Source organism: Clostridium sp. UBA4395 (assembly GCF_002390995.1).
GTDB lineage: Bacteria > Bacillota > Clostridia > Clostridiales > Clostridiaceae > Clostridium_J > Clostridium_J sulfidigenes.
The window spans coordinates 1-26,277 of the sequence record NZ_DGRF01000035.1; the positions used below are offsets into that span (position 1 = coordinate 1).

Consider the following 26,277-nt stretch of genomic DNA (forward strand, 5'->3'; position numbering starts at 1 on the left):
ACAAAGCAATTTCCTATAAAGTTAAAATAATAAGGGTATTGAATCAAGAATTAATTCTAGATTCAATACCCTTATTTAATATGTTTTATTCTATATTAAAGTCTTATTCTATAGGCATTAACTTTTGATATATTTCACTTCTATACCTCTTATCTAAAAGCATTATCGTACCCTTATCTTCTTCAGTTCTAATAACCCTTCCCATAGCCTGTATAACTTTGTTCATTCCTGGAAATGTATACGCGTAGTGAAATCCCGGTTCACCTATTTCGTTAAAATATTCTTCTATTAATTTTCTTTCAAAGGATATTTTAGGTAATCCAACTCCCACTATAATTGCTCCCTTAAGTTTATCCCCAATTAAATCTATTCCTTCTGAAAATACTCCTCCTAGAACTACAAAACCTATAGTTCTCTCCTTACTATTTTTATCTACATCCACCAAAGAAAATCTTTCCAAGAATTCTTCTCTTTCTTCCTCTGTCATAACACTTTCTTGTAAGTATATATTATGTTCACTAAAATTCTTACAGTAAACTTCATATACTTTTGTCATATATTCATAGGAAGGAAAAAATACTAAAAAGTTTCCCTCATAATTATTTAGAGTTTCATTGATATATTTACAGATTGGGTAATAACTTTTATCTCTGTACTTGTATCTAGTATCAATGTCATATTTTAGAATCAAATTTCTATTTTCTGGCGGAAAGGGAGACTGAAGTTTTATGCTATAACTTTTATCATCTCCACCTAGTAGATTTTTAAAATAATTCATTGGAGACAGAGTGGCTGAAAAAAATATATTACTTATATTACCTTTTATACACTGTTTTATCACATTACTTGGATTTAAACAGAATATTTTTATCCAGATATCCATATCTTGATTATTACAGTATAGTACAAAATCCTTTGAAAATAACTCTCCAATTCTAATAAAATCTAAGAAAGAAAAATATACATTTAAAAATATTTCATCTATGGTTTCACCACTATGTTCTTTTAAATAATTTTCACCTTCTGTTGAAAAAAGCCTGAAAAGAACTAGCATTTCTCCAGGTCCTTCATCTATTATTATATTGCCCTTTTCACCTATTGTATATTCCTTTAGTTTCTTAATTATTTTATTTATTATACCTATTAGTTTTTTATTTTTATATTTAAATTCTTTTTTTAATTCTTTCAAATCACTTTCTTTTATCTCAGCAGAATACATTTCTCTTCCACGGTCTACTAAATTATGTGCCTCATCAATAAGAAATATATATGGTGTATCATCAAATGCCATTCTCTTTATCATAGCTTTAGGATCAAAGAAATAGTTATAATCACCTATTATAAAATCACACCAAGCAATTAAATCTAAGGAAAGTTCAAAAGGGCATACCTTAAATTGCCTGCTGTACTCCTCAATAATCTGTTGATTAAAAACTTCATTGTTTTCTATCATAGCTAATATGGCGTCATTAACTCGATCAAAATGTCCCTTTGCATATTCACAGGCATCGCCATTACATATTCTTTCCTCTAGAAAACAAATCTTATCTTTTGCAGTAATAGTTAATGTTCTAAGCTTCATACCAGAGCCTCTTAATATGTCTAAGGTATTTTCAGCCACTCCTTTAGTAATATTTTTTGCTGTAAGATATATAAGCTTAGCTGAATTATTTATAGTAAAAGACTTTATTGCAGGAAAAATTGTTGAAATAGTCTTTCCTGTCCCTGTAGGTGCTTCAATGTAAATATCTTTTTTCTCTTTAATAGTTCTATATATATTTATAGCTAGTTCCCTTTGACCCTTCCTATAATTTTTAAAAGGAAAATCTAACTTTTCAATAGAGTTATTTCTTAGTTCTATCCAACTACTTTGAAGATGAATCCACCTTGTATACCTGCCCATCACTTCATTGAAAAATCCCTTTAGTTCTTCCCTTAAAAAAGTTTTTGAAAAGGTCTTTGTATGCAAACTTTCTCTGTGACAATATATAAGATCTATATCTATTTCACTTAGGTTTTCTTCTTCACAATAGATGTGCCCATATAGTTTTCCTTGGGCCCAGTGAAGAAAGTTTTCATTTTCTTCAAGGGTAAGTAAGTCCTTCATGGTAGTCTTTATTTCTATTATTTTAACTCTAGTGTTACTACCTTCCTGTGAACTAATAATAACACCGTCAGCTCTCCCTTCTAAAATAATATTTATTTCCTTATAGCATAACTCTCTTGATAGATACATCTCATTAATATAGGTCTTCTCTTCAGATTCATCACATTGCTCTTTAAGTTCCTTTTGTATGACTTTATGAAGTCTAGTCCCCTCTTGAGCTGATGCAATACCCCCTATTCTATCATCAATATCTCCTTGTCTATAAATAAATTCTATTAAATTTCTAACAGATATTCTCATATTATTTTCTATCATATTCTTCTCCTAAAAGGTATATCCATGATTAAACCTAGTACTTACTTATTTTGTTTCTGGGTTTCCATCTCTTCAAAAATTTCATTTAAATATTCCCATCTTTCTAATAGAAAGTTCAATTCCTCTTTTAATCTATTTTGATCTTCCAACAACTGTTGTAGCTTTACGAAATCACTTCCACACTGATTTATCTCAGCCTCAATTAATGTAATATTTTCTTCTTTTTTTTCAATGTCCTCATCTATGGTATCAAATTCTTTTTGCTCTTTAAATGTAAATTTTAATTTACTTGGCTTTTCTTTACGATTTTTATTTTCATCGTATTTCTTTTCTTTGTTAGTACTTGATGTAGCAACTTCTTCTTCAGCTTTTATATCCTTATATCCTTTATAATCACTATAATTCCCTACAAGTTCTAAAATCTTTCCTTTTCCTTCAAAGCTAAAAATTCTATTGGCAACTCTATCTAAGAAGTATCTATCGTGGGATATGGCTATTACTGTACCATTAAATTTATCCAAATAGTCTTCTAAAATTGTTAAAGTCTGAATATCTAAATCATTGGTTGGCTCATCTAAAAACAATACATTAGGTGCTTCCATTAGTATTCTTAGAAGATATAATCTTCTCTTCTCTCCACCAGACAATTTAGATATAAAGCTATGTTGCATAGTTCCATCGAACAAAAAGTTTTCTAACATTTGGGATGCAGTAATTTTATTTCCATCATTTGTAGTTATATACTCTGCTATCTCTTTAATAAACTCAAGAACTCTCATATTCCCATCTAATTCTATATTTTCTTGAGTAAAATATCCTATCTTAACAGTTTCACCCTGTATGACTTGCCCTTTATCTGGGTTTAATTTTCCACTTATAATATTTAATAAAGTAGTTTTTCCCATACCATTGTTTCCAATAACGCCTACCCGTTCTTCCCTTGTAAAGATATGACTAAAATCCTTTATAATTATCTTATCTCCAAAGTCCTTGCTTATATTATAAAGTTCTAATATCTTCTTTCCTAACCTTGAACCGGCTGTATTTAATTCCATTCTATCTTCATCTATCTTATAGGATGTTTCTTTTAACTCTTCAAACCTATCAATCCTTGCCTTTTGCTTAGTAGATCTAGCTTTAGCTCCTCTTTTTATCCAAGCTAACTCTTTTCTGTAGAGATTCTGTCTTTTACTTTCAAGAGCCTCCATAAGCTGCATTCTCTCTGCTTTCTTCTCTAAAAATACAGAATAATTTCCTTGATAAGAATAAAGCTCTCCCCTATCTAGTTCGAAGATCCTATTAGTAATTCTATCTAAGAAGTATCTATCGTGGGTTATCATTATAACCCCACCTTTTCTTTTCTGTAATAGCTCCTCCATATAATCAATTATTTCATTATCCATGTGGTTAGTAGGTTCATCCAATATTAAAAGATCGCAAGGAGTAACTAGCACATTACAAAGCCCTACTCTCTTTCTTTGCCCTCCAGAGAGCTTTCCCATTTTAGCATCAAAATCTGTTATACCTAACTTTGTTAGTAATGCTTTTGCCTCACTTTCTATTTGCCAACCTCCTAATGCGTCAATTTTACTAGTAAGCTTAAATAACTGTTGTTGCAACTTTGAATTATCACTATTGGTTTTTAGTTCTTCTAATACATGTTCATACTCTCTTAGTACTTCCATTACTTCCCCAGCACCATTAAAAACATGATCAATAATCCTATCTTCAGGATTAAATTCAATATGCTGAGGTAAGTAAGAAATATTTAGTCCATTCATTTTTGTAATTGCACCAGAATCTTCTTGCTCTATTCCCGCAATTATTTTTAATAATGTCGACTTCCCAGCCCCATTTACACCAATTATTCCAATTTTATCTTCTGATGTTATAGTTAACTTCACATCTGTCAATAATGGTTTTTCACTATAACTCTTACATATATTTTCAAGTGTTATTAAATTCATATGTATCATCCTCTATTCTTGCTATGTTTAAATTTAAAATTTATCTTATAATAGTTTTATTTATAAATCTTTCCTATGGACATTATACCTAATCGAGAAAGAAATAAAAACCTCTAGATACTATTATTATCTAAAGGTTTTTATTTAATATTTATAGGGACTTTATACTATATCGCTAATCAAATTTATTCTAAAGAATATAACTTTCATAAAATAAAACTATAAGAAATGTGTTATACCGCTACATCTTCCGGATCTTCTTTCTTTTTTTCACCTATAGTAGATAAATTAATTCCTAATCCTTTTTGTATTATTCTAATAATTGGAAGAGAAATTAAACCATCTACAACGTGATGAATTATAGTTCCTATTCCTGTTACAACAATTGATAATACAAAATTACCTGTAAATATAAGTACTACTAATCCTTCAAAAATTCCATGTATTGGTGCTGTAAAAGCTACAACTTTTCCATAAGACATTTTTTTCATAATCATTTTAGCTCCAATGTATCCTACTACTATATGAGATGATGCTCTCATTGCCACAATTGGATCTCCTATAGCAAATAAAAAACCTACCACTGAACCAATTCCAACTACTGCAGCCTCAAAAGGTCCTAAAAACATAGCAATAAACATAGGTACGTGTGATGCCAAGGTTGCAGTGAATGGTGGTATATATACCTTAAGAAAAGGCCCAAATATTACTGGTATTATAATAGACATAGCTATTAATAATGAACTAATTACCATCTTTTTTAGATTTGTTTTCATTTTTATCCTCCTGCCTGTACTGTATATACATTAGTATATATCATAAAGTTACAGTTGTAAATAGAAAGTATCCATTATAAAAAAACAATGGATACTTTCTATTTAAATCAGTTATAAATTTGACCTTTTTTTTCTTTTAACGCTAATAATAACTTATCACATGTTACAGGTATGCTATACATTCTAACTCCTACTGCATCATATATGGCATTTAATATAGCTGGAGCTGTAGGTATCATTACAGGCTCTCCTATTCCTTTAGCTCCATAAGGACCTGATTCCTCAAATTCCTCCACAAAATAAGTATTTATATGTGGTACATCTTTACTGGTTGGTATTATATAATTTGAAAAATTTCTATTTTTTATAGAACCTTTTTCTATTTCTACTTCTTCCATAAGTGCATAACCTATTCCCATGGCAACTCCGCCTTGTGCCTGACCTTCTGCCGAAGCTGGATTTATTATTTTTCCTGCGTCATTTACAGCTATAACTTCAATTATGTCAACCTTGCCAGTTTCATCATCTACTTCAATAGTAACTTTTTGTGCTCCAAATGTATAAGGCCAATAAGGATTACCTTCACCAGTTTCCATATCAATTTGTGAAGTTTCTGCTTTAAAATAACCTTCTGTCTTTACCGGAATTCCCTTTTCTTTCATTTGCTTATAAAGGAGCTTTATTTCTTCTTTATTAATACAGTTATCGTTTGATCTACTTAAACCTTTATTTAAATTACTTCTAAGTTTTTTACAAGCATCATATACAGCATTTCCTGTATTGTAAGTTTGTCTACTTGCTGCTGCAGTACCACTATCTTTTACAAAACTAGTGTTATCATACATTACTTTAATTAGATTTTTATCTATTTTTAATGTTTCTGTAGCAATTTGCCACATCACACTTATACCACCAGAACCTACATCTGAAACTTCCACATATACTACAATTTCACCATCTTCCATAAGTTCTGCCGTTGCTCTTGATTCATCAGGAAACCCATTTCCATACCCAGTACCATAAAATATAGTAGCATACCCTACACCACGGTTCTTCATATCAACTTCACACCTTCTTTTAAATTTCTACTCCATCAAGGTCTGCAAGCTTTTCTATACATTTTTTAAGACCTACACTTGATTTTAACACTTGACCTGTAGCAGTTTTATCTCCTACTTTAAAAGCATTTATATATCTAAATTTTAGTGGGTGAATCCCAATCTTTTCAGCTAACATATCCATCTGACTTTCTGTAGCAATAGGACATTGTGTTGCCCCAAATCCTCTCATTGCCCCACTATATGGATTATTTGTATATACAGCCATGGCTCTTATATCTACATTCTGTATATTATATGGACCGGTAGCATGTACTGCAGCCTTTCTTAATACATTCATCCCCCATGAAGCATATGCACCAGTATCTCCATAGATTCTAGCTTTTAATGCACAAAGTTTACAATCTTCTCTCACCCCTGTTTTTAAAAAAATTTTCATAGGGTGTCTTTTACTATGGGATATAGTAGATTCTTCTCTATCATAAACTACCTTAACTGGTTTTTGAGTCAAATAAGCTGCAATTGCTGCGTGACATTGTGGATTAATATCTTCTCTACCTCCAAATGCTCCACCAATAGTCAAATTTCTAATTCTAACCTTTTCTTCCTCAATATTTAAGCATCTAGCTACCTCTTCTCTATCATAATGTGGATATTGAGTTGCAACATATACTTCTACCACTCCCTCTTCATCAACTCTGCTTACAGATGCCTCAGGCTGTAGAAAAGCATGTTCTACCATAGGAGTATTATACCAGTTCTCTACTATATATTTAGCTTCCTCAAATCCATCATCAATATTCCCTTTTTTTATCTTTAAATCATAAAGTAAATTACTTACTTCACCTAAAATTGGAGAATCTTCTTTTAAAGCATCCTCAATATTAAAAATGCCCTTAAACTCTTCATACTCTATTTTCACATTATTTAAAGCGTCTTTTAAAGCTTCCTTATTTTTAGCAACTATTATAATTATAGGATCCCCTACTCTTTTAATTATATCTTTCACAAGAGTAGGAATATCCTTAAATACAACACCATGACTTATAGCTCCTGGTATCATAGTATAATCTATGACCATTTCCACATCTTCCATGGCTCTTATTTCTTCCATATTTATATTTTTAACTTTTCCATAGGGAATTGTACTTCTTTTTACTCCAGCATATAACATACCTTCAAATTCTAAATCGTCAGGATAAATCGATTTACCTAGTACTTTATTGTATACATCTGGCCTTATAAGTCCTCTTCCAACAGACTCCATTGCAACCTCTCCTCTAATTATTTTTCAACTTGCTTTGAGCTAAAATTATGCCTTGAACTATTTTGTCATAACCTGTACACCTGCAAAGGTTTCCTGAAATACTTTCCCTTATTTCCTCTTCAGTTGCATCTATGTTTTTATCTAGTATAGCTTTAGCACTTAGTATCATTCCTGGAGTACAATATCCGCATTGAACTGCTCCTACCTCCATAAAAGCTTCTTGAATGGGATGTATTCCGTTATTACTAATACCTTCTATAGTAATTATTTCACAACCATCTAAAGTTGCCGCTAGTAAAAGGCAAGAATTCACGATTTTACCATCTAGAATAACAGTGCAAGCACCACACTCTCCTTCTCCACACCCTTCCTTTGTTCCTTTTAGCTTAATTTCGTTCCTTATAAAATCTATTAGTCTCATCATACTATTTATATTTCTTTTATATTTAATTCCATTTATTTTTATATTTACTTCTACCACAACATACCTCTTTTCTATAATTCAAAATTATATCTACTGCTGTAAAGCGTTATCTAAGGCTCTTTTAAATACACCTTTAATTGCCTCCCTTTTAAAAGGCATAGTTTTCCTACCCTCAATGCTTTTCTCTACTATACCTTCTAAATATTCTAAGGCTTCTTCAGAATATAGCCATTTAATATCTTTTCCCAAAGACCTTTCTTCTAACTCTTTAGCCCTAAAGGGATATCTTCCAACTGCTCCAAGACATATATTTATAGCACAAATCCTATCTTTTTTTATTTCTAAATTTACAGCAGCACTTACTCTTGAAATGGCTAAAGAATTTCTTTTACCTAACTTGTAATAGCCACTTATATTTTGTGTTTTAGGTATAATAATATGAGTTAATATTTCATTTTCTTTTAATCCCTCTTCTTTATAATTTTCAAAATATTCTTCACAACTTACTCTTCTTATTGCTTCTTCAGATTCTATAAGTAATATTCCTCCTAAACTAATTATACAAGGTATTATATCAGCTGCTGATCCTCCATTAGCAATGTTACCTCCAACAGTGGCTACATTTCTAATTTGTGGTGATCCCATAGACATACTACAATTTAAAAGTAAATTACAGTAATTATTTATCATATTATTTTCAATTAAATCACTAAAAGTCACCATAGCACCAATATATATTTCATCCTTATCATCTACTATTTTTTTCAAATCTGAAATTTTTTCTAAGGAGACTATGGATTCACACTTTACTTTATTTCTTTTAAAGTCTAGAACTAAGTCTGTGCCCCCAGCTAACAGTTTAAAATTAGAATGATCTTTCATATATTCTTTAACTTCTTCTATAGTTTTAGGACTGTAAATTTTCAACACTTTTACGCTATACCCCCATTCATATATATTTATTCAATTTATTCATTTTATTCAAATTTATTACATATAATTTTTAAAAAAAATCTTCTATATTAAATATATAGAAGACTTATTTTACTGTAATGATATTATTTTATTTTGTTTTGTTGCATGCCGTTAATATCATCTCTTCTGCAACTTGAAAATAATCATCTAAATCAAATTTCCCTTCGTCAATTAAGTACTGTAATGAAGCCCCTAACATTAAGGATACCATTACAAAAGGAATATTTCTCATAGTTTTATCATCAATTCCTTCTTGTTCTTCTTTAGAAAAAGTCTCTTCTATACTCTTTCTCCAGATATTAAAGGTATTTTGAAATATAGTCCTTATCTCTTCATTTACAGTTCCTTGAACCCAATAATCAATTTGGGCATATTCCATCTTTTTATTTATTAAAATATCATCTTTTTTCTGTTCAAAGAACCCTTGAATATTTTCAGTAACAGTTTTAGCTTCAGTATCTATATAATTCTTACGACCCTTAGAAAACTCCTCTTGTATGCTATTAAGTAATGCTACCATAATATCATTCTTAGTAGAGAAGTGATAGTGTAGGTTAGCTTGGCTCATATTAGCCTCCTTAGCAATTATATGCATACGAGTTCCACTAATTTTTTCCTTAGATACTACTTCAAGTGCCGCTTTAAGTATCCTCTTATCCACATCTTTTTCCATAATTAACCTTCTTTCTCACTTAACCCTAATTTCATCTAAAAGTATATAGTTTTTAATTTACCTATATGGCTCATCTATAATTTTTCCAGACACATACCTTTTAATGATATTTTTAGGATTTCCTGTATAAATAAATTTTTGTAATCTTTCTTGTATTGATAGTTTTTTGAAACTTTTTAATGAACTATCATCTATAACTAATGCATCAAACTCGTAACCTTTTTCAAAGCTACCAACCTTTCCAAAGAAACTTCCACTTCCCTTAGTTGCTAAATAAAACAATTCAGCTGTATTTAGTGGTGTTTCTTTTTTACCACTTTCAAGCCATTTAATGTTTGATGCTTGTGCACTGTCTACCATTACGTTGCACATAGACAAGCTATGTCCTCCTGATATGTCAGAAGCAAGTCCAATTGGTATTCCTTCATTTATAAATTTTCTAATAGGAGCTATACCACTTGCTAAATTTGAGTTTGAATTTGGACTATGAGCTACAAACACTTTATTTTGCCTAAGCATCTCTATTTCTTCATCTTCAAGCAATACGCAGTGAGCCATAATTGTTGGTTGATTACCAAGAAGCCCTGCATCTTTATAAATACTAGCATAACTTTTATACTCTGGATGCAAGGATTTTACAAATTCTATTTCATCTTTATTTTCACTTAAGTGTGACTGTACTGGTATTTTATATTTTTCAGCTAAGTCACCTAATCCTCTTAATAATTTCGTAGTACAAGTTGGGACAAATCTAGGAGTTATAATTGGTTTTACACGTTCATACTTATCCCCATATTCATTTATAAAGTTTTCCGTATCTTCAATAGATTTCACTGAATCTTCTCTTAAAAATTCCGGACAATTTCTATCCATATTTACCTTTCCTACATAAGCACCTAGTCCTGAATGATTTAAGATATCCATTAAAAGCTTTGTTGAATTTAGATGTACTGTGGCAAATATACAACTTCTAGTAGTTCCATTTTTCCAAAGTTCTTTTGCTAAACTAGTGTATACATCTTTTGCATAGGTTGTATCCCAGTACTTTTCTTCCTCTGGAAAAGTATATGTCTCTAACCATGGCATTAATTCCTTGTCTAATCCTAACCCTAAATTAGGAAATTGAGGTCCATGAAGGTGCAAATCAACAAAACCAGGAATAATTAATTTATCTCCATAATCTATTACTAATGCGTTTTTAAGTTCTTCTGGTAATACTTCATATACTCCCTTTATTATCTTATTCACTAGTACCACATACCCATTTTCGATTATTTCATATTCTCCAAAGTTTTTGGTAAAAATAATGTTTCCTTTTATTGCTTTAATCTGGCTCATCACATTCCTCCTTAATTAAATTATCATATTCAAACTATAATTTAATCTTTCTACCTATTGAACTCTTTTTCTTCTTATTTCTTATAAAATGTATCTTCTAGAGGTAAAGTAGTTCGGAATTTATGATCTAGCATATAGTAAGCTCCTTGAATTGCCGGCGCTGTTGGTATAGATGTTATTTCTCCTATCCCTTTTGCCCCATAGGCTAAATCACTAGTATTCTTTTCTATTATTATAGGTAATATCTTAGGAACTGCTTGAGCTCTAAATAAACCTAAAGTTCCAAATTTAGCTATAGGTATGCAATTATTAAGTGGATAATCCTCTGTTAAAGCATATCCTAAACTCATAACAACTCCCCCCTCAATTTGTCCTTCCACGTTTATAGGATTAATTGCTCTTCCCACATCATGAGCAGCAACTATCTCTTTAAGTTTACCATTTTTATCAAGTATTGCAAGTTGTGTTGCATACCCATAGGCTACATGACTAACAGGATTTTCCTTTGGAGAATTTATAGGGTCTGTTATTCCCCTGTATTCTCCATAAAATTCTCTATCATTTAAAAAATTCAAAACCTTATCTGTATTATTTAAGAGCCATTTTCTAATTATACTACGATCTATGCAACTTTCTTTTGCATAGTTTATTAATTTTTCTTCACTATATTGCTTCATCACTTCTTCCATAAACTTCATCGTAGCAATCCTAACAGCCTCTCCTGTAAACAATGTCTGTCTTGAAGCTGTAGTTGTTCCTGAATTAGGTGAATCAAAGGTATCTGGAAAACCTATTGCAACTTTATTGGGTGATAATCCAGTAATTTCACAAATTATCTGTGTCATTATAGTACCTATGCCTTGCCCTATACAAGCTGCACTAGTTCTCACATTAATAACTCCATTTTTTATGACTAGGTTACACCTACCTATATCAGGAAGTCCAACTCCTATTCCACTATTTTTCATACAGCAAGCAATTCCTACAATTTCATTGTCATAATATTTATCTTTTACAGCTAGTAACGTTTCTTTAATTGCTGTACCTGAATCAGCTATCTGACCATTAGGAAGTATATCTCCTGGTTCTACAGCATTTCTATATCTAATTTCCCAGCTTGATATGCCAACCTTTTCAGCTAAAAGATTTAAATTACACTCTCCTGCAAATACAGATTGAGTTACCCCAAATCCTCTAAAAGCTCCTGCAGGTGGATTATTAGTATAAACTGCTGTGCCAGTGATATCAACATTATCACACCTGTATGGCCCTGCAGCATGGGTACATGCCCTTTGTAATACTGGTCCTCCTAAAGATGCATATGCTCCAGTATCGGCAACTATATTAGCTATAAAAGCTGTTAATTTTCCTTCTTCATCACATGCTGTAGTTACTTTAATCTCCATAGCATGTCTTTTAGGGTGAATCATCATGCTTTCTTTTCTACTTAAGGTAATCTTCACTGGCATTTTTATAATATATGCTAGTAAAGCTGCATGATGTTGAACACTCATATCCTCTTTTCCACCAAAGCCACCTCCAACATATTTACTAATACACCTTATTTTTTTTTTAGGCAGCCCTAATAGTTCTGATATTTCTCTTTGCTCATCATAAATTCCTTGGGAGCCAGTATAAACTAGCACTCCATCTCCATCCGGCATTGCCAAAGCACTTTCCGGTTCCAAAAAAGCATGCTCTGTGAATGGAGTTGAATAAGAATTAGTAACTATATATTTAGAGTTTTTTAATGCATCCTCAATATTACCTCTTCTAACTCTTTCACTTCTATATATATTTCCTTCAGGATGAATTCTTGGAGCATCATATCTCATAGCCACTTCAGGTTTCGTTAGTGGTACAAGCTCTTCATATTCTACTTCTATAAGCTGTAAAATTTCCTTTAAAGCCTTTTTTGATTTTGCAGCCACTAGTGCTATAGCATCTCCCACGTATCTAGTTTCTTCTCCCACTGCTATTAAAGCAGGCCAATCCTTTGAAATATGTCCAATATATCTATTCCCAGGTATATCCTTTGCTGTTAATATGGTTATAACATTAGGATGGTTTAGAGCTTTATCTATATTAATTTTTTTAACCAGTGCTCTTGGATATTTTGTTCTTAATGCGGAGCCATATGCAAGCCCATCAATCTTCATATCATCAACATATATAGCAGTTCCCAAAATTTTATCCATAGCATCAATTCTTGTTAACGATTTTCCTATAGAACCGTTTCGTTCTAAATCAAAATTTAGTTTTCCCTGCCGAAAAATTTGTGCTGATAATTCTATTGCTTCTATTATCTTTACATAGCCTGTGCATCTGCATACATTTCCTTTAATAGCAGCTTTTATCTCATCTTTAGATGGATTTAAATTTCTATTAAATAATCCCTTAGCACTAATTACCATTCCTGGAATGCAAAACCCACACTGAACTGCACCAACCTTTGAAAAAGACCATGAAAATACTTGTTTTTCGAATTCTGATAAACCCTCAACAGTTTGTACTTCTTTACCATTAATTTTTTCAAGAGTATTTATGCAAGCCCTTCCTTGAACTCCATTTATTAAAACCATACAAGCTCCACAAGCACCTTCTCCACACCCGTTTTTAACTGATGTTAAATTTGCTTCTTCCCTTAAGTATTCAAGCAAGTTCATATTTTCTTCAAATGAAATTTTTTTTCCGTTTAGCACAAACTCATACATAAATTTCCTCCCAATAATTTACTAATGTATAAATTACTCATCACATTATATAGCTAAATAGGACCCCTCAAATATAGTATAAACTCAGGGTCCTAGCATATTTTAATTATAATGTATGCTTAACTACAAGGCTATAAAATTTACTTTTATTTCTTATAAGTTTTTAACTTTTTCATTAAATTTTTCTATTAATTTATCCAATTCTGGTGCCATTTTATGAAGTCTTCCCCAATAATTATCATAGTCATACCATTGAGCATTTAATTCATTTAATTCATATTGCTGTTGTTCTATCCATGTATAATATTTCAAATTATGAATTCTCTTCTTAGCCGCATAAGTTAGTTCTTCCATAGAATCTGTTCTTATACCTATAATACTTCTGTTATAATCAACCATAGCATCCTTTTCTTCATATTCATTCCCTCTATCTTTTCTCATTTCTTCAAGTCTAGACTGATACATTTCTGCTGAGTCTGTAAGAACAGTTAATACCATATCATTTTCATCAAGCTCATAGTATTTTGCAAATTTTATTGCAGATATTATATTGGCTGCTCCAGAAATACCTACCCAATTAAGCTTTTCTATAACTTCTTCTGACACTCCAATGGATCTTAAATATTGTTGACCAACCGGTTCATTGAATAGTCTAAACATAGCTAAGCTATCATTGTCATCTATAGCGATAACCATATCTGTATTTTTTACATTATGAATCCAAGGTACATGCTTATCTCCTATACCTTCAATTCTATGATCACCAAAACCATTATTTAAAAGTGTTGGACATTGAAGGGCTTCCCCAACAGCAAGTTTAGCACCTGGATATTTATCTTTAATGAAATCCCCGCTTGCTAAAGTACCTGCTGAGCCTGAGGTTAAGCAAATACCAGCCACTTTTCCATTATCACTTTTTTCATGTTCTATAATAGAAACCATGGCATTACCAGTTACTTCATAATGCCAAAGATGATTTCCAAGTTCTCCAAATTGATTAAATATAACAACATTATCTCTAGTTCTTCTGAGTTCCCAGGTCTTATCATAAATCTCTTTAACATTACTTTCACATCCTGGAGTTGCAATTACTTCTCCAGCTATACTCTTTAGCCAATTAAAACGCTCTTTACTCATATTTTCAGGAAGAATAGCAATTGATTTACAACCTAGTAATGTTGAGTTATAAGCTCCGCCTCTGCAGTAATTTCCAGTTGATGGCCAAACAGCTTCATGAAACTTTGGATCAAATTGTCCTGTTACAAGTCTTGGTACAAGACAAGCATAGCTTGCTCCAACTTTATGAGCTCCTATAGGAAAAAACTTTCCTGACATAGCAAAAATCCTAGCTTTAACTCCTGATATTTCTTGTGGTATTTCTATATAATTGGGTAATGTGTTATATAAACCGCCTTCTTTAATTGGCTGATTGTACCAAGATATTCTAAATAAGTTGATTGGATCAATATCCCAAAGGCCAGTTTCGGCAAGTTTATTTTTAATCTCTTCTGGTATTTTATTTGGATCCTTCATTTGAGCAATAGTAGGAATAATTATATTTCTCTCTTTTGCACTCTCTGCTGTTTTTAGAATTTGATCCTCATTAACTTCTAAATCTATTAATTTATGCATTTTATATCCTCCTCAAAATCTTTATAAAGGAATTCATTATCATTTAGGACAAACATTTTAAATATTCAATCAATTTATTTATATCTGGCTTTATTAATTCTGGCTTATTAACTGCTTGTTGAGCTGATTTTATATCCTTAAGACCACTACCTGAAACTACAATAATCACCGTTTCATCTTCTCTTATTTGGTCTAGTTCAACTAATTTTTTAAGTCCAGCAAAACTAGTTACTCCTGCTGGTTCCCCAAATACTCCAGTCTGCCTTGCTAAGGTTGTTATTGCACTTAAAATTTCTTCATCACTGACATCAATAGCAATCCCATTGCTTTCCTCAAGAGCATTTAAAGCTTTATATCCATTTCTCGGAACTCCTACAGATATACTATCTGCAATAGTTACTGGTGGTATATAACTAAATGCTCTTATTCCATTTCTATAAGCTCTATTAACTGGATTAGCTCCTTCTGCTTGTACTGATACCATTGTTGGAAGCCGATCTATTAAACCTAGTTCATAAAATTCCTTAAACCCTTTCCATACACTAGATATGGAACATCCATCCCCCACAGACATAATTACTTTGTCTGGCACCTTAAAGTTTAATTGCTCGCATATTTCAAAAGCAGCAGTTTTTTTCCCTTCTGCTAAGTAAGGATTTATGGCACAACTTCTGTTATACCAACCAAAATGATTCACAGCTTCTAAACAAAATCCAAATGCTACATCATAATCACCATCTACTAAAATTACATCACTTCCAAATACTAGAAGTTGTGTTAGTTTTGCCTCTGGAATGTTTTTAGGAACAAATATATAGTTTTTTATTCCCATACAAGCTGCAAATCCTGAAAGAGAAGAAGCTGCATTGCCTGTAGATGCTGCACACATAATATCTTTTTTTAGTTCTATTGCTTTGGCCACACCAATAGCTGTAGCTCTATCCTTAAAAGATGCTGTAGGATTCCTACCTTCATCCTTAACATATACATTCTTTATATTTAATAACTTTTCTAATCTATTGGCTTTATAAAGTGGTGTTCCTCCTATTTGTAAAGGTGCCATACCTTCTCTAGATTCCAGAGGAAGAATAGGAATATATCTCCAAACATTCTTATCTTCATTTCCCTTTAGATGTTCCTTAGTTAATTCCCTTTTAACTAAGTCCATATTATAAACTACATCTAGTGTTCCTTCTATGCCACAGTCTGGGCAGTGATACATTACTTCTTCTCCAACTTTCTTACCACATTTAGAACATACTAATCCCTTAACTTTTTCCATAATCCCACCTCAGTTTTATTGACTTAACCTCTAAAAATCCTTTCTCATTCGCCGAATGAGTAAGTGCGACTAACCAAATCATAGATTTGGAGTTGTATTAAATGAAACTCCTTCTCCTTCGTCGAATGAGTAAGTGCGACTAACCAAATCATAGATTTGGAGTCTTACTTACAGTATTCTTTTACGTAGATAATTGGAATTAAAGCATACATAGCTGCACATTTTACAAGTTCATCTTTCCAGGTTAATTCATTTGGTGCATGAGCTTGATCTTCATGGCCTGGACCAAAACCAACACAAGGTATACCATACCTTCCCATTATAGATACTGCATTAGTCGAAAATGTCCACTTATCTACTAATGGATCTTCCTTGAACAACCCTTTATAAGAATCTATTAAAGTTTTACAAGCTGGATGTGATTCTTCAAGAACCCAAGTTGGAAAATAGCACTCTGTTGGATAGATAAGTCCTGTATAGGCAGGTCTTTCATAGGTATACATTTCTACTTTAGCCTTAGCCTCTTTAACTGAAGGTAATTCTCTTATTTGATCTAAAGCGTATTCCCAAGTCTCCCCATTAGTAAGTCTTCTGTCTATGGAAACAGTACAACCATCAGCTACTGCACATCTAGAAGGTGATGAAAAGAATATTTCTGAAACTGTTAAAGTTCCTTTTCCTAAGAATGAATCATCTATTAATCTTTTATTTAACTCTTTTAATTCATTAAGAATAGGACCCATTTTGAATATCGCATTATCTCCTCTTTCTGGTGCTGAACCATGACAACTAATTCCATGAGTTGTCACTTTTATTTCCATTCTCCCTCTGTGCCCTCTATAAATATTAGTTGAAGTTGGTTCAGTTATTACTACAAAATCTGGTTTTATATTGTCTTCATTTATAATATATTGCCAGCATAATCCATCACAATCTTCTTCCTGTACAGTACCTGTAACTATTAGAGTGTAATCATCTTCTAAATTTAAATCTTTGATTATCTTACCTGCATAAACCATTGAAGCCATTCCACCTTCTTGATCAGAACCACCTCTACCATAAATAACTTCATGATTTTCATAACCCTCATATGGATCATTAGTCCAATTATTTATATCTCCAATTCCAACAGTATCAATATGTGCATCCATAGCAATTACATGCTTGCCATGTCCTATATAACCTAGTATATTTCCCATCTTGTCTATTTCTACTTTGTCAAAACCTACTTTATCCATTTCCTCTTTGATTCTTAAAACTACTCTCTTTTCATCACAACTTTCACTAGGAATAGCTATCATGTCTCTTAAAAACCTTGTCATATCAGCCTTATAGTTTTTTGCTAATTTCAATATTTCTTCTTGGCATGTAATTTCTGACATAATTAAATCCCCCTTTAAATATAAATATATTTTATTTATAAACCATTATTTCAATAATTTAAATACTTACTAACTAATTAATTAGTTGATTCAAATAAAAACCTATATAATTCAATACAATTAACCTGTATTATAATCTAATTTATTGATATTACTAAATAAATTTAGCAACGCCAATAAACTAGAAACTTTTATTTACTTTGCTGCAGATAAAAAGGGTATAATAGATTGAAAGTATAATATTCCTTCTAGAACTGATCCACCTATAGTTCTTGACTTATCAGAAATAGTATTGCAATTACTTATCTCATCATACCTTGGATCTACATCTGCAATTTTTAACCCCTTTGTAACATAAGTGTTATCTCTAATAATGCCTCTTAGTACTCCATCAATTTTAGCTTTTACTTCTAAATCATCTATTAGTGCTATAGTTTCGTTAGCTTTAACTATATCTCCTATTTGTCTTATATTCTTAATTTTTCCTTCATAAGAACTATAAATTACTCTTTCCTTTGCATAACCACATATATATCCTGGTACTCCTGTATTCTCTAAAGCATAACCATCAAATATTAATCTTCCCAAACTATGTCCTCTCATGGTCTCTACTACTATATTTACATCTATACCTGCTTTAAATCCAGGGCCTAATGCAATGGTTATAGGTGCCATATCTATAGTGGTACCTAAATTTTTTTTCGCTAAAATTGCATCAACTACAGCAATAGGTTTAACTGTTTCAATGAGCTTTCCATATCTATCAACAGCTACCGGAATATATCCCATATCCCAAGCTTCTAGTATTTCATCATAGGTTCTAACAAGAACACCCTTCATACCTTCAATTGTTGTTTCACCATCAAATACTGCCTCACTAAAAGATACATTTCTTCTAATACTAGAAGGCATCTCTATCTCAAGTACTAGGACTTTAAATCCACTTCTATGAAGTTTTTGTATAGTACCTGAGGCAATATCGCCTCCACCTCTTACAATTATTCTATTATTTATCACCAAATCGTCCCCTTACTTAATGATAATTTGATTGCAATAATTCTATATAATCCTTTTCTGTATCAATATCCCAAAGAAAATACTCTTCATCTATTTCCACAAAAAATATATTATCCTCATGTTTTTTTAAAATGGTTTTTCCGCCCAAATCTCCATTAAGTGCTAAAAGTTCATTTCGATACTTCCATGGAAATATTACAGGATTTCCTCTTCTACCTTTATAAATTGGTACAATAAACTTATCTTGATTTTTTTTAAATTCTTCGATAAGTTTATTTATAAGACTCTCATTTAAAAAAGGTTGATCCCCTGTAATAAAAGCATATCCAGAAATTTTAGATGCAGCTTTCAATCCAAGTTTTATAGATTGACTTTGCCCCATATATGCCTGGGAATTTTTAACTAATTTTAAATCTCTAGTCTGAGCTAACTCTGCTATCGTTTCATTGTCAGTTACTACAATTTTATCTTCTAAATTACTTTTATTTACTGCATCTAAAACATATTCTATTAGATATTTACCCTTATATTTTAATAGTAATTTATACCTTCCCATCCTAGTACTACGGCCTGATGCCATAACAATCCCAGTCACCACATTGAATCCCCCTTAAAGCTTTTCTCTAGATTCTTCATATATAACTCTATATGTTTTATTTAATAAGCTTCCAATAAGTATTCCGTCTAATAACTTTAATTCTTTATTTTTCATTGTTATATTTTCTATTAGATTTTCTAATTTCTTAAAGTCCTCTTCTTCTACCTTATTTATAAATAAAATTCTTCTACCTTTGGAGTTTTTAAATAATCCTTCTTTTTTAAATATTAAACCTAGCAAATCTTCTTCATTTATACTATCTCCTACGCTTTTATTTATAAGTTTTAAAAACTCATCAATCCTATGAATATTTCCATCATCGATTTTTAAATTTAAGGCTTCTCCGCTTAAAACTCCTATTGTTGTACTAGTAAAATTACTTACTACTGGCTCATCTTCCTTCCAAGCTTTTAAAGTTTTTTCTTTTGCTCCATCAGATTCTATTAAAATATAATCATAATTGTTAAGTATATTAGAAATACTTTTATCATCAATTCCAATGACTTTATTTTCTATATTAACACTAGAACCATAAACATGAATTTCACCATCTGATTCATTTGTTTTACTTATATCCCCATAGTATACATATACTTCATTTCCGTTTAGAATATACTTACTTTCTTCATTAATATAGTCTTCAAAGCTGTCCTTTAGAATTAAACAATTGTATTGATTTCTTTTAGGTAGATGTATTTTAGTTGTTGTTGTTATAAGAACTCTTCCTCTTTTTTTCAACTCTTCTGCTAGGATAAACATAAGAGTGGTCTTTCCTCCAGCTCCTACTATAGATATTTTTTCTCCTTTATTAACAGTAAGAACATTTAAAATGTCCACCCTTTTTCACTCCTTTTTAAAACCTCTTCCAAACCTCCGCTGCTAGTTCTCTACTTCTAGCCCTAATTCTTTCCTCATCTAAATTAACCAGTTTTCTATTCATCATTATAATCTTCCCATTTACAATAGTAGTTTCAACATGTCTTCCACTTATTCCAAATAGAATGTGACTATCTATATTATCTTTATATATAGGTGTTGGAGGATTATAGTCAACAATTATAACGTCAGCTAATGCACCTTCTTTTATAATTCCTATGGAATTATCTATAAATCTTTCAGTTATAACTCTATTTCCTTTGAAAAGCATTTGTGGTAATTCTACCCAAGCTACTGTTGAGTCCTTAGCTTCATGCCTTTGAATAGTACTTCCAGTTTTATAAGACTCTAAAATATCAGAGGTGTATCCATCTGTTCCCAACCCCAACAATATTTGTTTTTTAGACATTTTTAAGATTTGTGATGTTCCCACTGCATTACCCATATTAGATTGAGGATTATTAACTACTATGGAGTTCTTTTCTTTCAGCATATCCATTTCCTCATCAGTTATGTGTACACAATGAATAGCCATAGTTTTATCAGAAAGAACACCTCTTTTATACCATCTTTCAATTACGCCTACACCATACTTTTCCATAGAATCTTGTACATCTTCAATTCCTTCAGCACAGTGTACATGGAATCCTGTATTTAAACCCTCTATGGCTGTTAGGCATCTCTCTACAGTATTTTCACTAATAGTCATAGATGCATGAAGTCCAAATAATCCTTTTATCATATCATTCTTTTCTCTATTACAATATTTTATAAATTCAATATTTTCTTCAATACTTTGTTTTATTACGTTCTCCCCATCTCTATCAGAAGTTTCATAACTCAGGTTACTTCTAATACCTACTTCCTTAGCTGCATCTGCAATAGTAAATAAACTCCCCCTTAAACCATATGGACTGGAATGATGATCAAAGGAAGTTGTTACACCATTTTTAATTTGATCTATCATTGGAACTATTGCACTATAATATACATCCTCTAGAGTTAACTTTTTGTCTAATCTCCACCATAATCCCTTCAATATATCTAAAAAACATTTTGCTGGAGGACTATCATTAGCAATTCCTCTAGCAAAGGTACTGTAATAATGCATATGTGTATTTATAAAACCCGGCATTATTAATTTTCCTCTTGCATCAATGAATTTATAGTCTAGATATTTTTCTTTTAATTTTTTTGTAATTCCTACTTCTACAATTTTATCTTTTTCTATAACTATACATCCATCATCTATAATTGTGTTTAAATCATCTCTGGTTACAACTATCCCATTACCTACTAGTAGCATTCACACTCCCCCTATAGATTAAATATTATAACCTTATTTATATACCTCTAGATTATATATTCATACCTGTTTACACAAGTTTTAATAATAGATTTCATTTCCTTGGAGATTGATTCTGAGTTATTTTCTTCAATACACCAATTATAAATTTCACCTTTTTCATCCCTAACTTTAAAAATACCTTTAATAGAATCTATTACACAGAAACCTGAATTGCTACTGTTTTCAAAATCTTCCTCACTCCAAAATATAGTAATTTTATCTTTGTAAGGATTACCTTTATATGGACAAAATACTCCACAATTTCCGCATTCATTACACATACCATCTAAATGTATAATTTGATGACCTACTATAGGACCTTCTTTAATATCTATAAACACATTTGCTCTATTAGGACAAACATCTACGCATATTTCACAAATATTATTGCATTTAAGACATCTGATAGCCTCTTCCTTAGAAGGTATTGTTTCAAGTAGTACACCCTTTCTTTCATAAGATTTCTTAAGTTCATATCCACAAGTATTTTCCTCAGCCCTAATGAAATCACAAGGCATATTTTCTTTTTTTAAAATGTCCCGAGTTATAATTTTTCCATGGGACAATGCTTCTACTATAGTACCTGGACCTCCTTTGGCATCCCCGGCTACATATACGTTAGACATATTAGTTTCACATTTACTGTTTACTTCAGGAATTCCTTTAGAATTTATATCTATACCAAGACTTTCAAATAATTCTGAATCTATTTTTTCTCCAACAGCTACTATAACTGTAGTTGCATTTATACTTTCATGTTTTCCTAAGGAAATTGGACCTTTTCTACCTGATTTATCTTGTTCTCCTAAAATCATTCTTTCACAAACAAGAATATTATCTTCTAACGATACAGGGGATAATAACTCTTTAAATTCAATACCTTCTTCAATAGCTAATTTAATTTCTTCTCTACTAGCAGGCATTAAATCTTTAGTTCTCCTATATATAATAGTTACCTTTTCAACTCCATTAACTCTTTTGGCAGCACGAGATACATCCATGGCTACATCCCCTCCACCAATAACACATACATGGGTTCCTAGTTTTATATCCTCACTGTTTTCTTTAAAATCCTCTAAGAATTCAATAGCATTTAAGACTCTATCATTACCTTTTTTAAGTGAAATACTTGCTGGCTTCCAAGCTCCAGTTGCTAGGACAACATAATCAAAATTCTTCTTTAGAACATTTAAATCAACCTCTTCAGCTACATTAAAATTTATCTTAACTCCATGGCTTTTTACCATTTTAAAATCCTGTTCTAAAGCTAAATTATCTATTCTAAAACTTGGAATTACATAATTTATAATTCCATATGGTTTATCTCTTTTTTCAAATACTTCTACACTAATACCATTTCTTCTAAGGTACATTGCTGTAGATAAACCTGCTACCCCAGCTCCTATGATAGCTACCTTTTTATGACTTTTAATTGCACCTGGTTTTATATTCTTTGTATATAGTTCTTCAGCATTATCCACGGCTATTTTTTTCATTCTTCTAATTTCTAAGGAACTATCATAATCTAGTCTAGCACATTTATTTTGACAGTTATGATTACATAAGGTCCCTGTTATAGCTGGAGCTGCATTATCTCTAACTATTACTTCAAAAGCTTCATCGTATTTTTCTTCTCCCACAAGTTCTATATACTTTGGAATCTGTTGTTCAATGGGACAGCCTTCACTACAAGGTGCAATTGCACAATCATATATGGGTAAGTCCTTATATAGTTTTCTACTTTTAACTAGCCTTGCTTTCTTAAGGTGATGCTTATCATCAATTGATTCCTTTGCTAGTATTTTTAGTAATTGCATATCAATTGTTGACTTTCTATTAGAAATAAGTGGTTCTACCTTTTTAGCTATCTGGTTAATTCTTTCATAACCACCTGGTTTTAATATTGTAGTAGCAAAAGTTATTGGACATATTCCTGTTTCAAATATCTTATCTACATTAAAGAATTCAGCTCCACCAGAATATGAAATATATAATTTTCCTTCAAATTCCTCTGAAAGGTTACTTGCTAAATTAATAGCTAAAGGATATAAAGATCTACCTGACATGTACATCTCTTCTCCTGGTAGTTCTTCATTTAATATCCTTACTGGAAGAGTATTTGTAAGTTTTACTCCAATCTCCATACTTTCCATTTCAGCTACGGCTTTTAATTTTTTTATCATTTTTATTCCATCATTGTATTGCAGATCATTTTTAAAATGATGTGAATTTAGTTTTATATATTCATACCCCATTTTATTAAGAATTTTTCTTACAAATGCTTCACCAAGCAATGTAGGATTCATCTTTACAAAGGTATGAAGATGTTTTTCTTTTAATAAATAAATAGCAATTCTTTCTATTTCTTGTGGAGGACATCCATGTAGAGTTGATAGTGTAATTGAATTGCACACCCTTGAAGGAATTTTATATAAATCTTCAATTGAAAATCTATAAAATTTTTCTATATTATTCTCCAACACTTGAATAGATTCCTTCCATATTTTTGTATTTTGTGAATTTTTCAAATTTTCTATGTAGGAATCTATTTTATCTGATTTTATTCCATCAAAATCATATCCTACACTCATGTTAAAAACAAAGTCTCTGTCTACACTTAAGTTAAGTTCCTTCATCAAAACATGTAATATAATCCAAGCTTTCACATATTCCTCAAAAGCTTCTTCTACAGTTAGTTCTGTAGACCACTCTACGTTATAGCATTCATCCTCAGCATTAATACATGGCTTTAACACTGGAAGATCTTCTCCATCAATAATCTGGACTGTCTTTAACTCAATAAATCTACTACCAGTAAGATATGCTGCTATAATATTTTGTGCTAATTGTGAACTAGGACCTGCTGCTGGACCAATTGGTAGGCCTAAACTCTCCCCTAAAAAAGGAATAGTGTTATTAGGGATTCCATAGTAAAACTTATCTTTATGAATTCCAAAAATACTTTCTTTAGTTTTTAGTTCAGTAAAAATCCAGTTAATGAGTTTTTCAAAACTTATTGGGCGTATTTTGTCACTCATATTTACTCCCCCTATAATTCATAAGTTACTTAAAAGCATTATATACCCTTAAGTAAATACATAATTTAATCAATCTATTTACTCTTTATTTTTCTATAAATCTTGGCTTATCTTCTTCTAGCAATTTCTCAAAAACAGATGTAGGATCCTTAACTTTACTTAAGAACATCATGGCAGCAATTATATATGGCTTAAATCCAGCTTCACGATATAGTAATTCACGATAACGATTAAATACAGATTCTCCTACTTCTCCAATTTCACAACTTACACCTGTTATATCCGCTGGTAAACAATGAAGATATAATGCTTTACCATCCTTAGTAAGCTCCATCATTTTTTCATTGCATTCCCAATCCTTATATCTAGCATTTTCTTTCAACAATTCTTTTTCAAGTTCATCAATACCTGCTATATCCCTCTTTAAATATAGTTGTGTACGTTTTTCCATAGCTTCAAATGGTGCCCAGCTCTTTGGATAAACTATATCTGCATTTTCAAAGGCTTCTTTCATAGAATTAGTCTTTGTAAAGCTTCCACCATTTTTCTCTACATTTACCTTAGCAACTTCCTCTACTTCAGGAAGTACATCATATCCTTCTGGATGTGCTAATACAACTTCCATTCCCATTCTTGTCATAAGTCCAATAACTCCTTGAGGAACCGAAAGTGGTTTTCCATAAGAAGGTGAGTAAGCCCAAGTCATAGCTAATTTTTTACCTTTTAAATTTTCCACTCCACCAAAATAGTGAATCAAGTGTAATAAATCCGCCATACATTGAGTTGGATGGTCTATATCACATTGTAAATTAATCAGAGTCGGACGTTGTTCTAATACTCCATCAGAGTAACCTTCCTGAACAGCATTAGAAACTTCTTTCATATAAGCATTACCCTTTCCTATAAACATATCATCTCTAATTCCAATTATGTCTGCCATAAAAGAAATCATATTTGCAGTTTCACGGACAGTTTCTCCATGAGCAATTTGAGATTTTCCTTCATCGAGATCTTGTACCTCTAGTCCTAATAAGTTGCATGCACTAGCAAAACTAAATCTAGTTCTAGTAGAATTATCTCTAAATACCGAAATACCTAATCCACTATCAAAAATTCTCGTGGATATATTATTTTCTCTCATTGAACGAAGAATATCAGCAACAACAAATACTGATTCTAATTCTTCATTACTTTTTTCCCATGTTAAGAAAAAATCATTATTGTACATCTCCCTAAAATCTAGTTTTTTAAGTCTCTCCATAAGATTTTTAATATTTTCCACAAAATCCACTCCTCAATTTATTAATCTCCTATTCCAGAATAAATTTCTATGCTTATTTTTTGTAGTTCACCACAAATTCACTTACTGACTGGTTAATTAAATTATAACTCTTATACCATTTATTGTAAATAAAAAATCGTATAATTCTAAATTTTTATTGGCTTTATAGATTTATTGAACTTTTTTCATTGGTATAATCTAAATAACT

At 31.2% G+C, this 26,277-nt stretch carries 19 protein-coding genes; all 19 read right to left on the reverse strand.

Annotation, left to right across the window (positions count from 1 at the left end; all coding sequences use genetic code 11):
• Positions 1–103: 103 nt before the first annotated feature.
• Positions 104–2,422, reverse strand: coding sequence for an ATP-dependent DNA helicase (locus B2694_RS05225; RefSeq protein WP_346884842.1), 2,319 nt, complete (start codon positions 2,420–2,422; stop codon positions 104–106).
• 41 nt (positions 2,423–2,463) lie between these two features.
• A complete protein-coding gene (locus B2694_RS05230; RefSeq protein ID WP_346884843.1) occupies positions 2,464–4,389 on the reverse strand; it encodes an ABC-F family ATP-binding cassette domain-containing protein in 1,926 nt (641 codons plus the stop codon).
• A gap of 233 nt (positions 4,390–4,622) precedes the next feature.
• Positions 4,623–5,165, reverse strand: a complete 543-nt coding sequence (locus B2694_RS05235; RefSeq protein ID WP_346884844.1) for an ECF transporter S component — start codon at positions 5,163–5,165, stop codon at positions 4,623–4,625.
• A 107-nt stretch (positions 5,166–5,272) separates the two neighbouring features.
• Positions 5,273–6,223 carry a xanthine dehydrogenase family protein molybdopterin-binding subunit gene (locus B2694_RS05240; RefSeq protein ID WP_346884845.1) on the reverse strand — a complete coding sequence of 317 codons (951 nt, stop codon included), beginning with the start codon at positions 6,221–6,223 and terminating at the stop codon, positions 5,273–5,275.
• A 19-nt stretch (positions 6,224–6,242) separates the two neighbouring features.
• Positions 6,243–7,490: a xanthine dehydrogenase family protein molybdopterin-binding subunit gene (locus B2694_RS05245; protein ID WP_346884846.1), complete on the reverse strand. Its 1,248-nt coding sequence runs from the start codon at positions 7,488–7,490 to the stop codon at positions 6,243–6,245.
• Positions 7,491–7,503: 13 nt separating this feature from the next.
• The gene (locus B2694_RS05250) at positions 7,504–7,971 is read right to left on the reverse strand and encodes a (2Fe-2S)-binding protein (RefSeq protein ID WP_346884847.1); all 468 of its coding nucleotides are present in this window, start codon (positions 7,969–7,971) and stop codon (positions 7,504–7,506) included.
• A 33-nt stretch (positions 7,972–8,004) separates the two neighbouring features.
• Positions 8,005–8,841 carry an FAD binding domain-containing protein gene (locus B2694_RS05255; RefSeq protein WP_346884848.1) on the reverse strand — a complete coding sequence of 279 codons (837 nt, stop codon included), beginning with the start codon at positions 8,839–8,841 and terminating at the stop codon, positions 8,005–8,007.
• Positions 8,842–8,977: 136 nt separating this feature from the next.
• Entirely contained in the window at positions 8,978–9,562 is a 585-nt protein-coding gene (locus B2694_RS05260) for a TetR/AcrR family transcriptional regulator (protein ID WP_346880000.1), read from the reverse strand.
• Positions 9,563–9,619: 57 nt separating this feature from the next.
• The gene (gene guaD, locus B2694_RS05265) at positions 9,620–10,900 is read right to left on the reverse strand and encodes a guanine deaminase (protein ID WP_346884849.1); all 1,281 of its coding nucleotides are present in this window, start codon (positions 10,898–10,900) and stop codon (positions 9,620–9,622) included.
• 74 nt (positions 10,901–10,974) lie between these two features.
• Entirely contained in the window at positions 10,975–13,614 is a 2,640-nt protein-coding gene (xdh, locus tag B2694_RS05270) for a selenium-dependent xanthine dehydrogenase (RefSeq protein ID WP_346884850.1), read from the reverse strand.
• Between the two features lie 153 nt (positions 13,615–13,767).
• Complete coding sequence (locus B2694_RS05275) at positions 13,768–15,246, reverse strand: pyridoxal-phosphate dependent enzyme (RefSeq protein ID WP_346884851.1); 1,479 nt, start codon at positions 15,244–15,246, stop codon at positions 13,768–13,770.
• A 43-nt stretch (positions 15,247–15,289) separates the two neighbouring features.
• Positions 15,290–16,528: a threonine synthase gene (thrC, locus tag B2694_RS05280; protein ID WP_346884852.1), complete on the reverse strand. Its 1,239-nt coding sequence runs from the start codon at positions 16,526–16,528 to the stop codon at positions 15,290–15,292.
• Between the two features lie 164 nt (positions 16,529–16,692).
• Positions 16,693–17,910 (reverse strand): YgeY family selenium metabolism-linked hydrolase, encoded by a 1,218-nt coding sequence (locus B2694_RS05285; RefSeq protein ID WP_346884853.1) that lies wholly within the window; start codon positions 17,908–17,910, stop codon positions 16,693–16,695.
• A 195-nt stretch (positions 17,911–18,105) separates the two neighbouring features.
• Positions 18,106–18,927 carry a selenium-dependent molybdenum cofactor biosynthesis protein YqeB gene (yqeB, locus tag B2694_RS05290; RefSeq protein ID WP_346884854.1) on the reverse strand — a complete coding sequence of 274 codons (822 nt, stop codon included), beginning with the start codon at positions 18,925–18,927 and terminating at the stop codon, positions 18,106–18,108.
• Positions 18,928–18,943: 16 nt separating this feature from the next.
• A complete protein-coding gene (mocA, locus tag B2694_RS05295) occupies positions 18,944–19,525 on the reverse strand; it encodes a molybdenum cofactor cytidylyltransferase (protein WP_346884855.1) in 582 nt (193 codons plus the stop codon).
• Positions 19,526–19,537: 12 nt separating this feature from the next.
• Entirely contained in the window at positions 19,538–20,362 is an 825-nt protein-coding gene (gene yqeC / locus B2694_RS05300; RefSeq protein ID WP_346884856.1) for a selenium cofactor biosynthesis protein YqeC, read from the reverse strand.
• 16 nt (positions 20,363–20,378) lie between these two features.
• Positions 20,379–21,707: a putative aminohydrolase SsnA gene (gene ssnA / locus B2694_RS05305; protein WP_346884857.1), complete on the reverse strand. Its 1,329-nt coding sequence runs from the start codon at positions 21,705–21,707 to the stop codon at positions 20,379–20,381.
• Positions 21,708–21,754: 47 nt separating this feature from the next.
• Positions 21,755–24,787 (reverse strand): putative selenate reductase subunit YgfK, encoded by a 3,033-nt coding sequence (ygfK, locus tag B2694_RS05310; RefSeq protein WP_346884858.1) that lies wholly within the window; start codon positions 24,785–24,787, stop codon positions 21,755–21,757.
• A gap of 85 nt (positions 24,788–24,872) precedes the next feature.
• A complete protein-coding gene (ygeW, locus tag B2694_RS05315) occupies positions 24,873–26,069 on the reverse strand; it encodes a knotted carbamoyltransferase YgeW (RefSeq protein ID WP_346884859.1) in 1,197 nt (398 codons plus the stop codon).
• Positions 26,070–26,277: the final 208 nt, after the last annotated feature.

Bases quoted from the DNA above. Each gene is read 5' to 3' on its own strand.
- B2694_RS05235 (WP_346884844.1), bottom strand. From the start codon at position 5,165: ATGAAAACAAATCTAAAAAAGATGGTAATTAGTTCATTATTAATAGCT.
- xdh (WP_346884850.1), bottom strand. From the start codon at position 13,614: ATGTATGAGTTTGTGCTAAACGGAAAAAAAATTTCATTTGAAGAAAAT.
- guaD (WP_346884849.1), bottom strand. From the start codon at position 10,900: ATGAGCCAGATTAAAGCAATAAAAGGAAACATTATTTTTACCAAAAAC.
- B2694_RS05230 (WP_346884843.1), bottom strand. From the start codon at position 4,389: ATGAATTTAATAACACTTGAAAATATATGTAAGAGTTATAGTGAAAAA.
- thrC (WP_346884852.1), bottom strand. From the start codon at position 16,528: ATGGAAAAAGTTAAGGGATTAGTATGTTCTAAATGTGGTAAGAAAGTT.
- B2694_RS05275 (WP_346884851.1), bottom strand. From the start codon at position 15,246: ATGCATAAATTAATAGATTTAGAAGTTAATGAGGATCAAATTCTAAAA.
- ssnA (WP_346884857.1), bottom strand. From the start codon at position 21,707: ATGCTACTAGTAGGTAATGGGATAGTTGTAACCAGAGATGATTTAAAC.
- B2694_RS05285 (WP_346884853.1), bottom strand. From the start codon at position 17,910: ATGTCAGAAATTACATGCCAAGAAGAAATATTGAAATTAGCAAAAAAC.
- ygfK (WP_346884858.1), bottom strand. From the start codon at position 24,787: ATGAGTGACAAAATACGCCCAATAAGTTTTGAAAAACTCATTAACTGG.
- B2694_RS05245 (WP_346884846.1), bottom strand. From the start codon at position 7,490: ATGGAGTCTGTTGGAAGAGGACTTATAAGGCCAGATGTATACAATAAA.
- B2694_RS05240 (WP_346884845.1), bottom strand. From the start codon at position 6,223: ATGAAGAACCGTGGTGTAGGGTATGCTACTATATTTTATGGTACTGGG.
- B2694_RS05225 (WP_346884842.1), bottom strand. From the start codon at position 2,422: ATGATAGAAAATAATATGAGAATATCTGTTAGAAATTTAATAGAATTT.
- B2694_RS05260 (WP_346880000.1), bottom strand. From the start codon at position 9,562: ATGGAAAAAGATGTGGATAAGAGGATACTTAAAGCGGCACTTGAAGTA.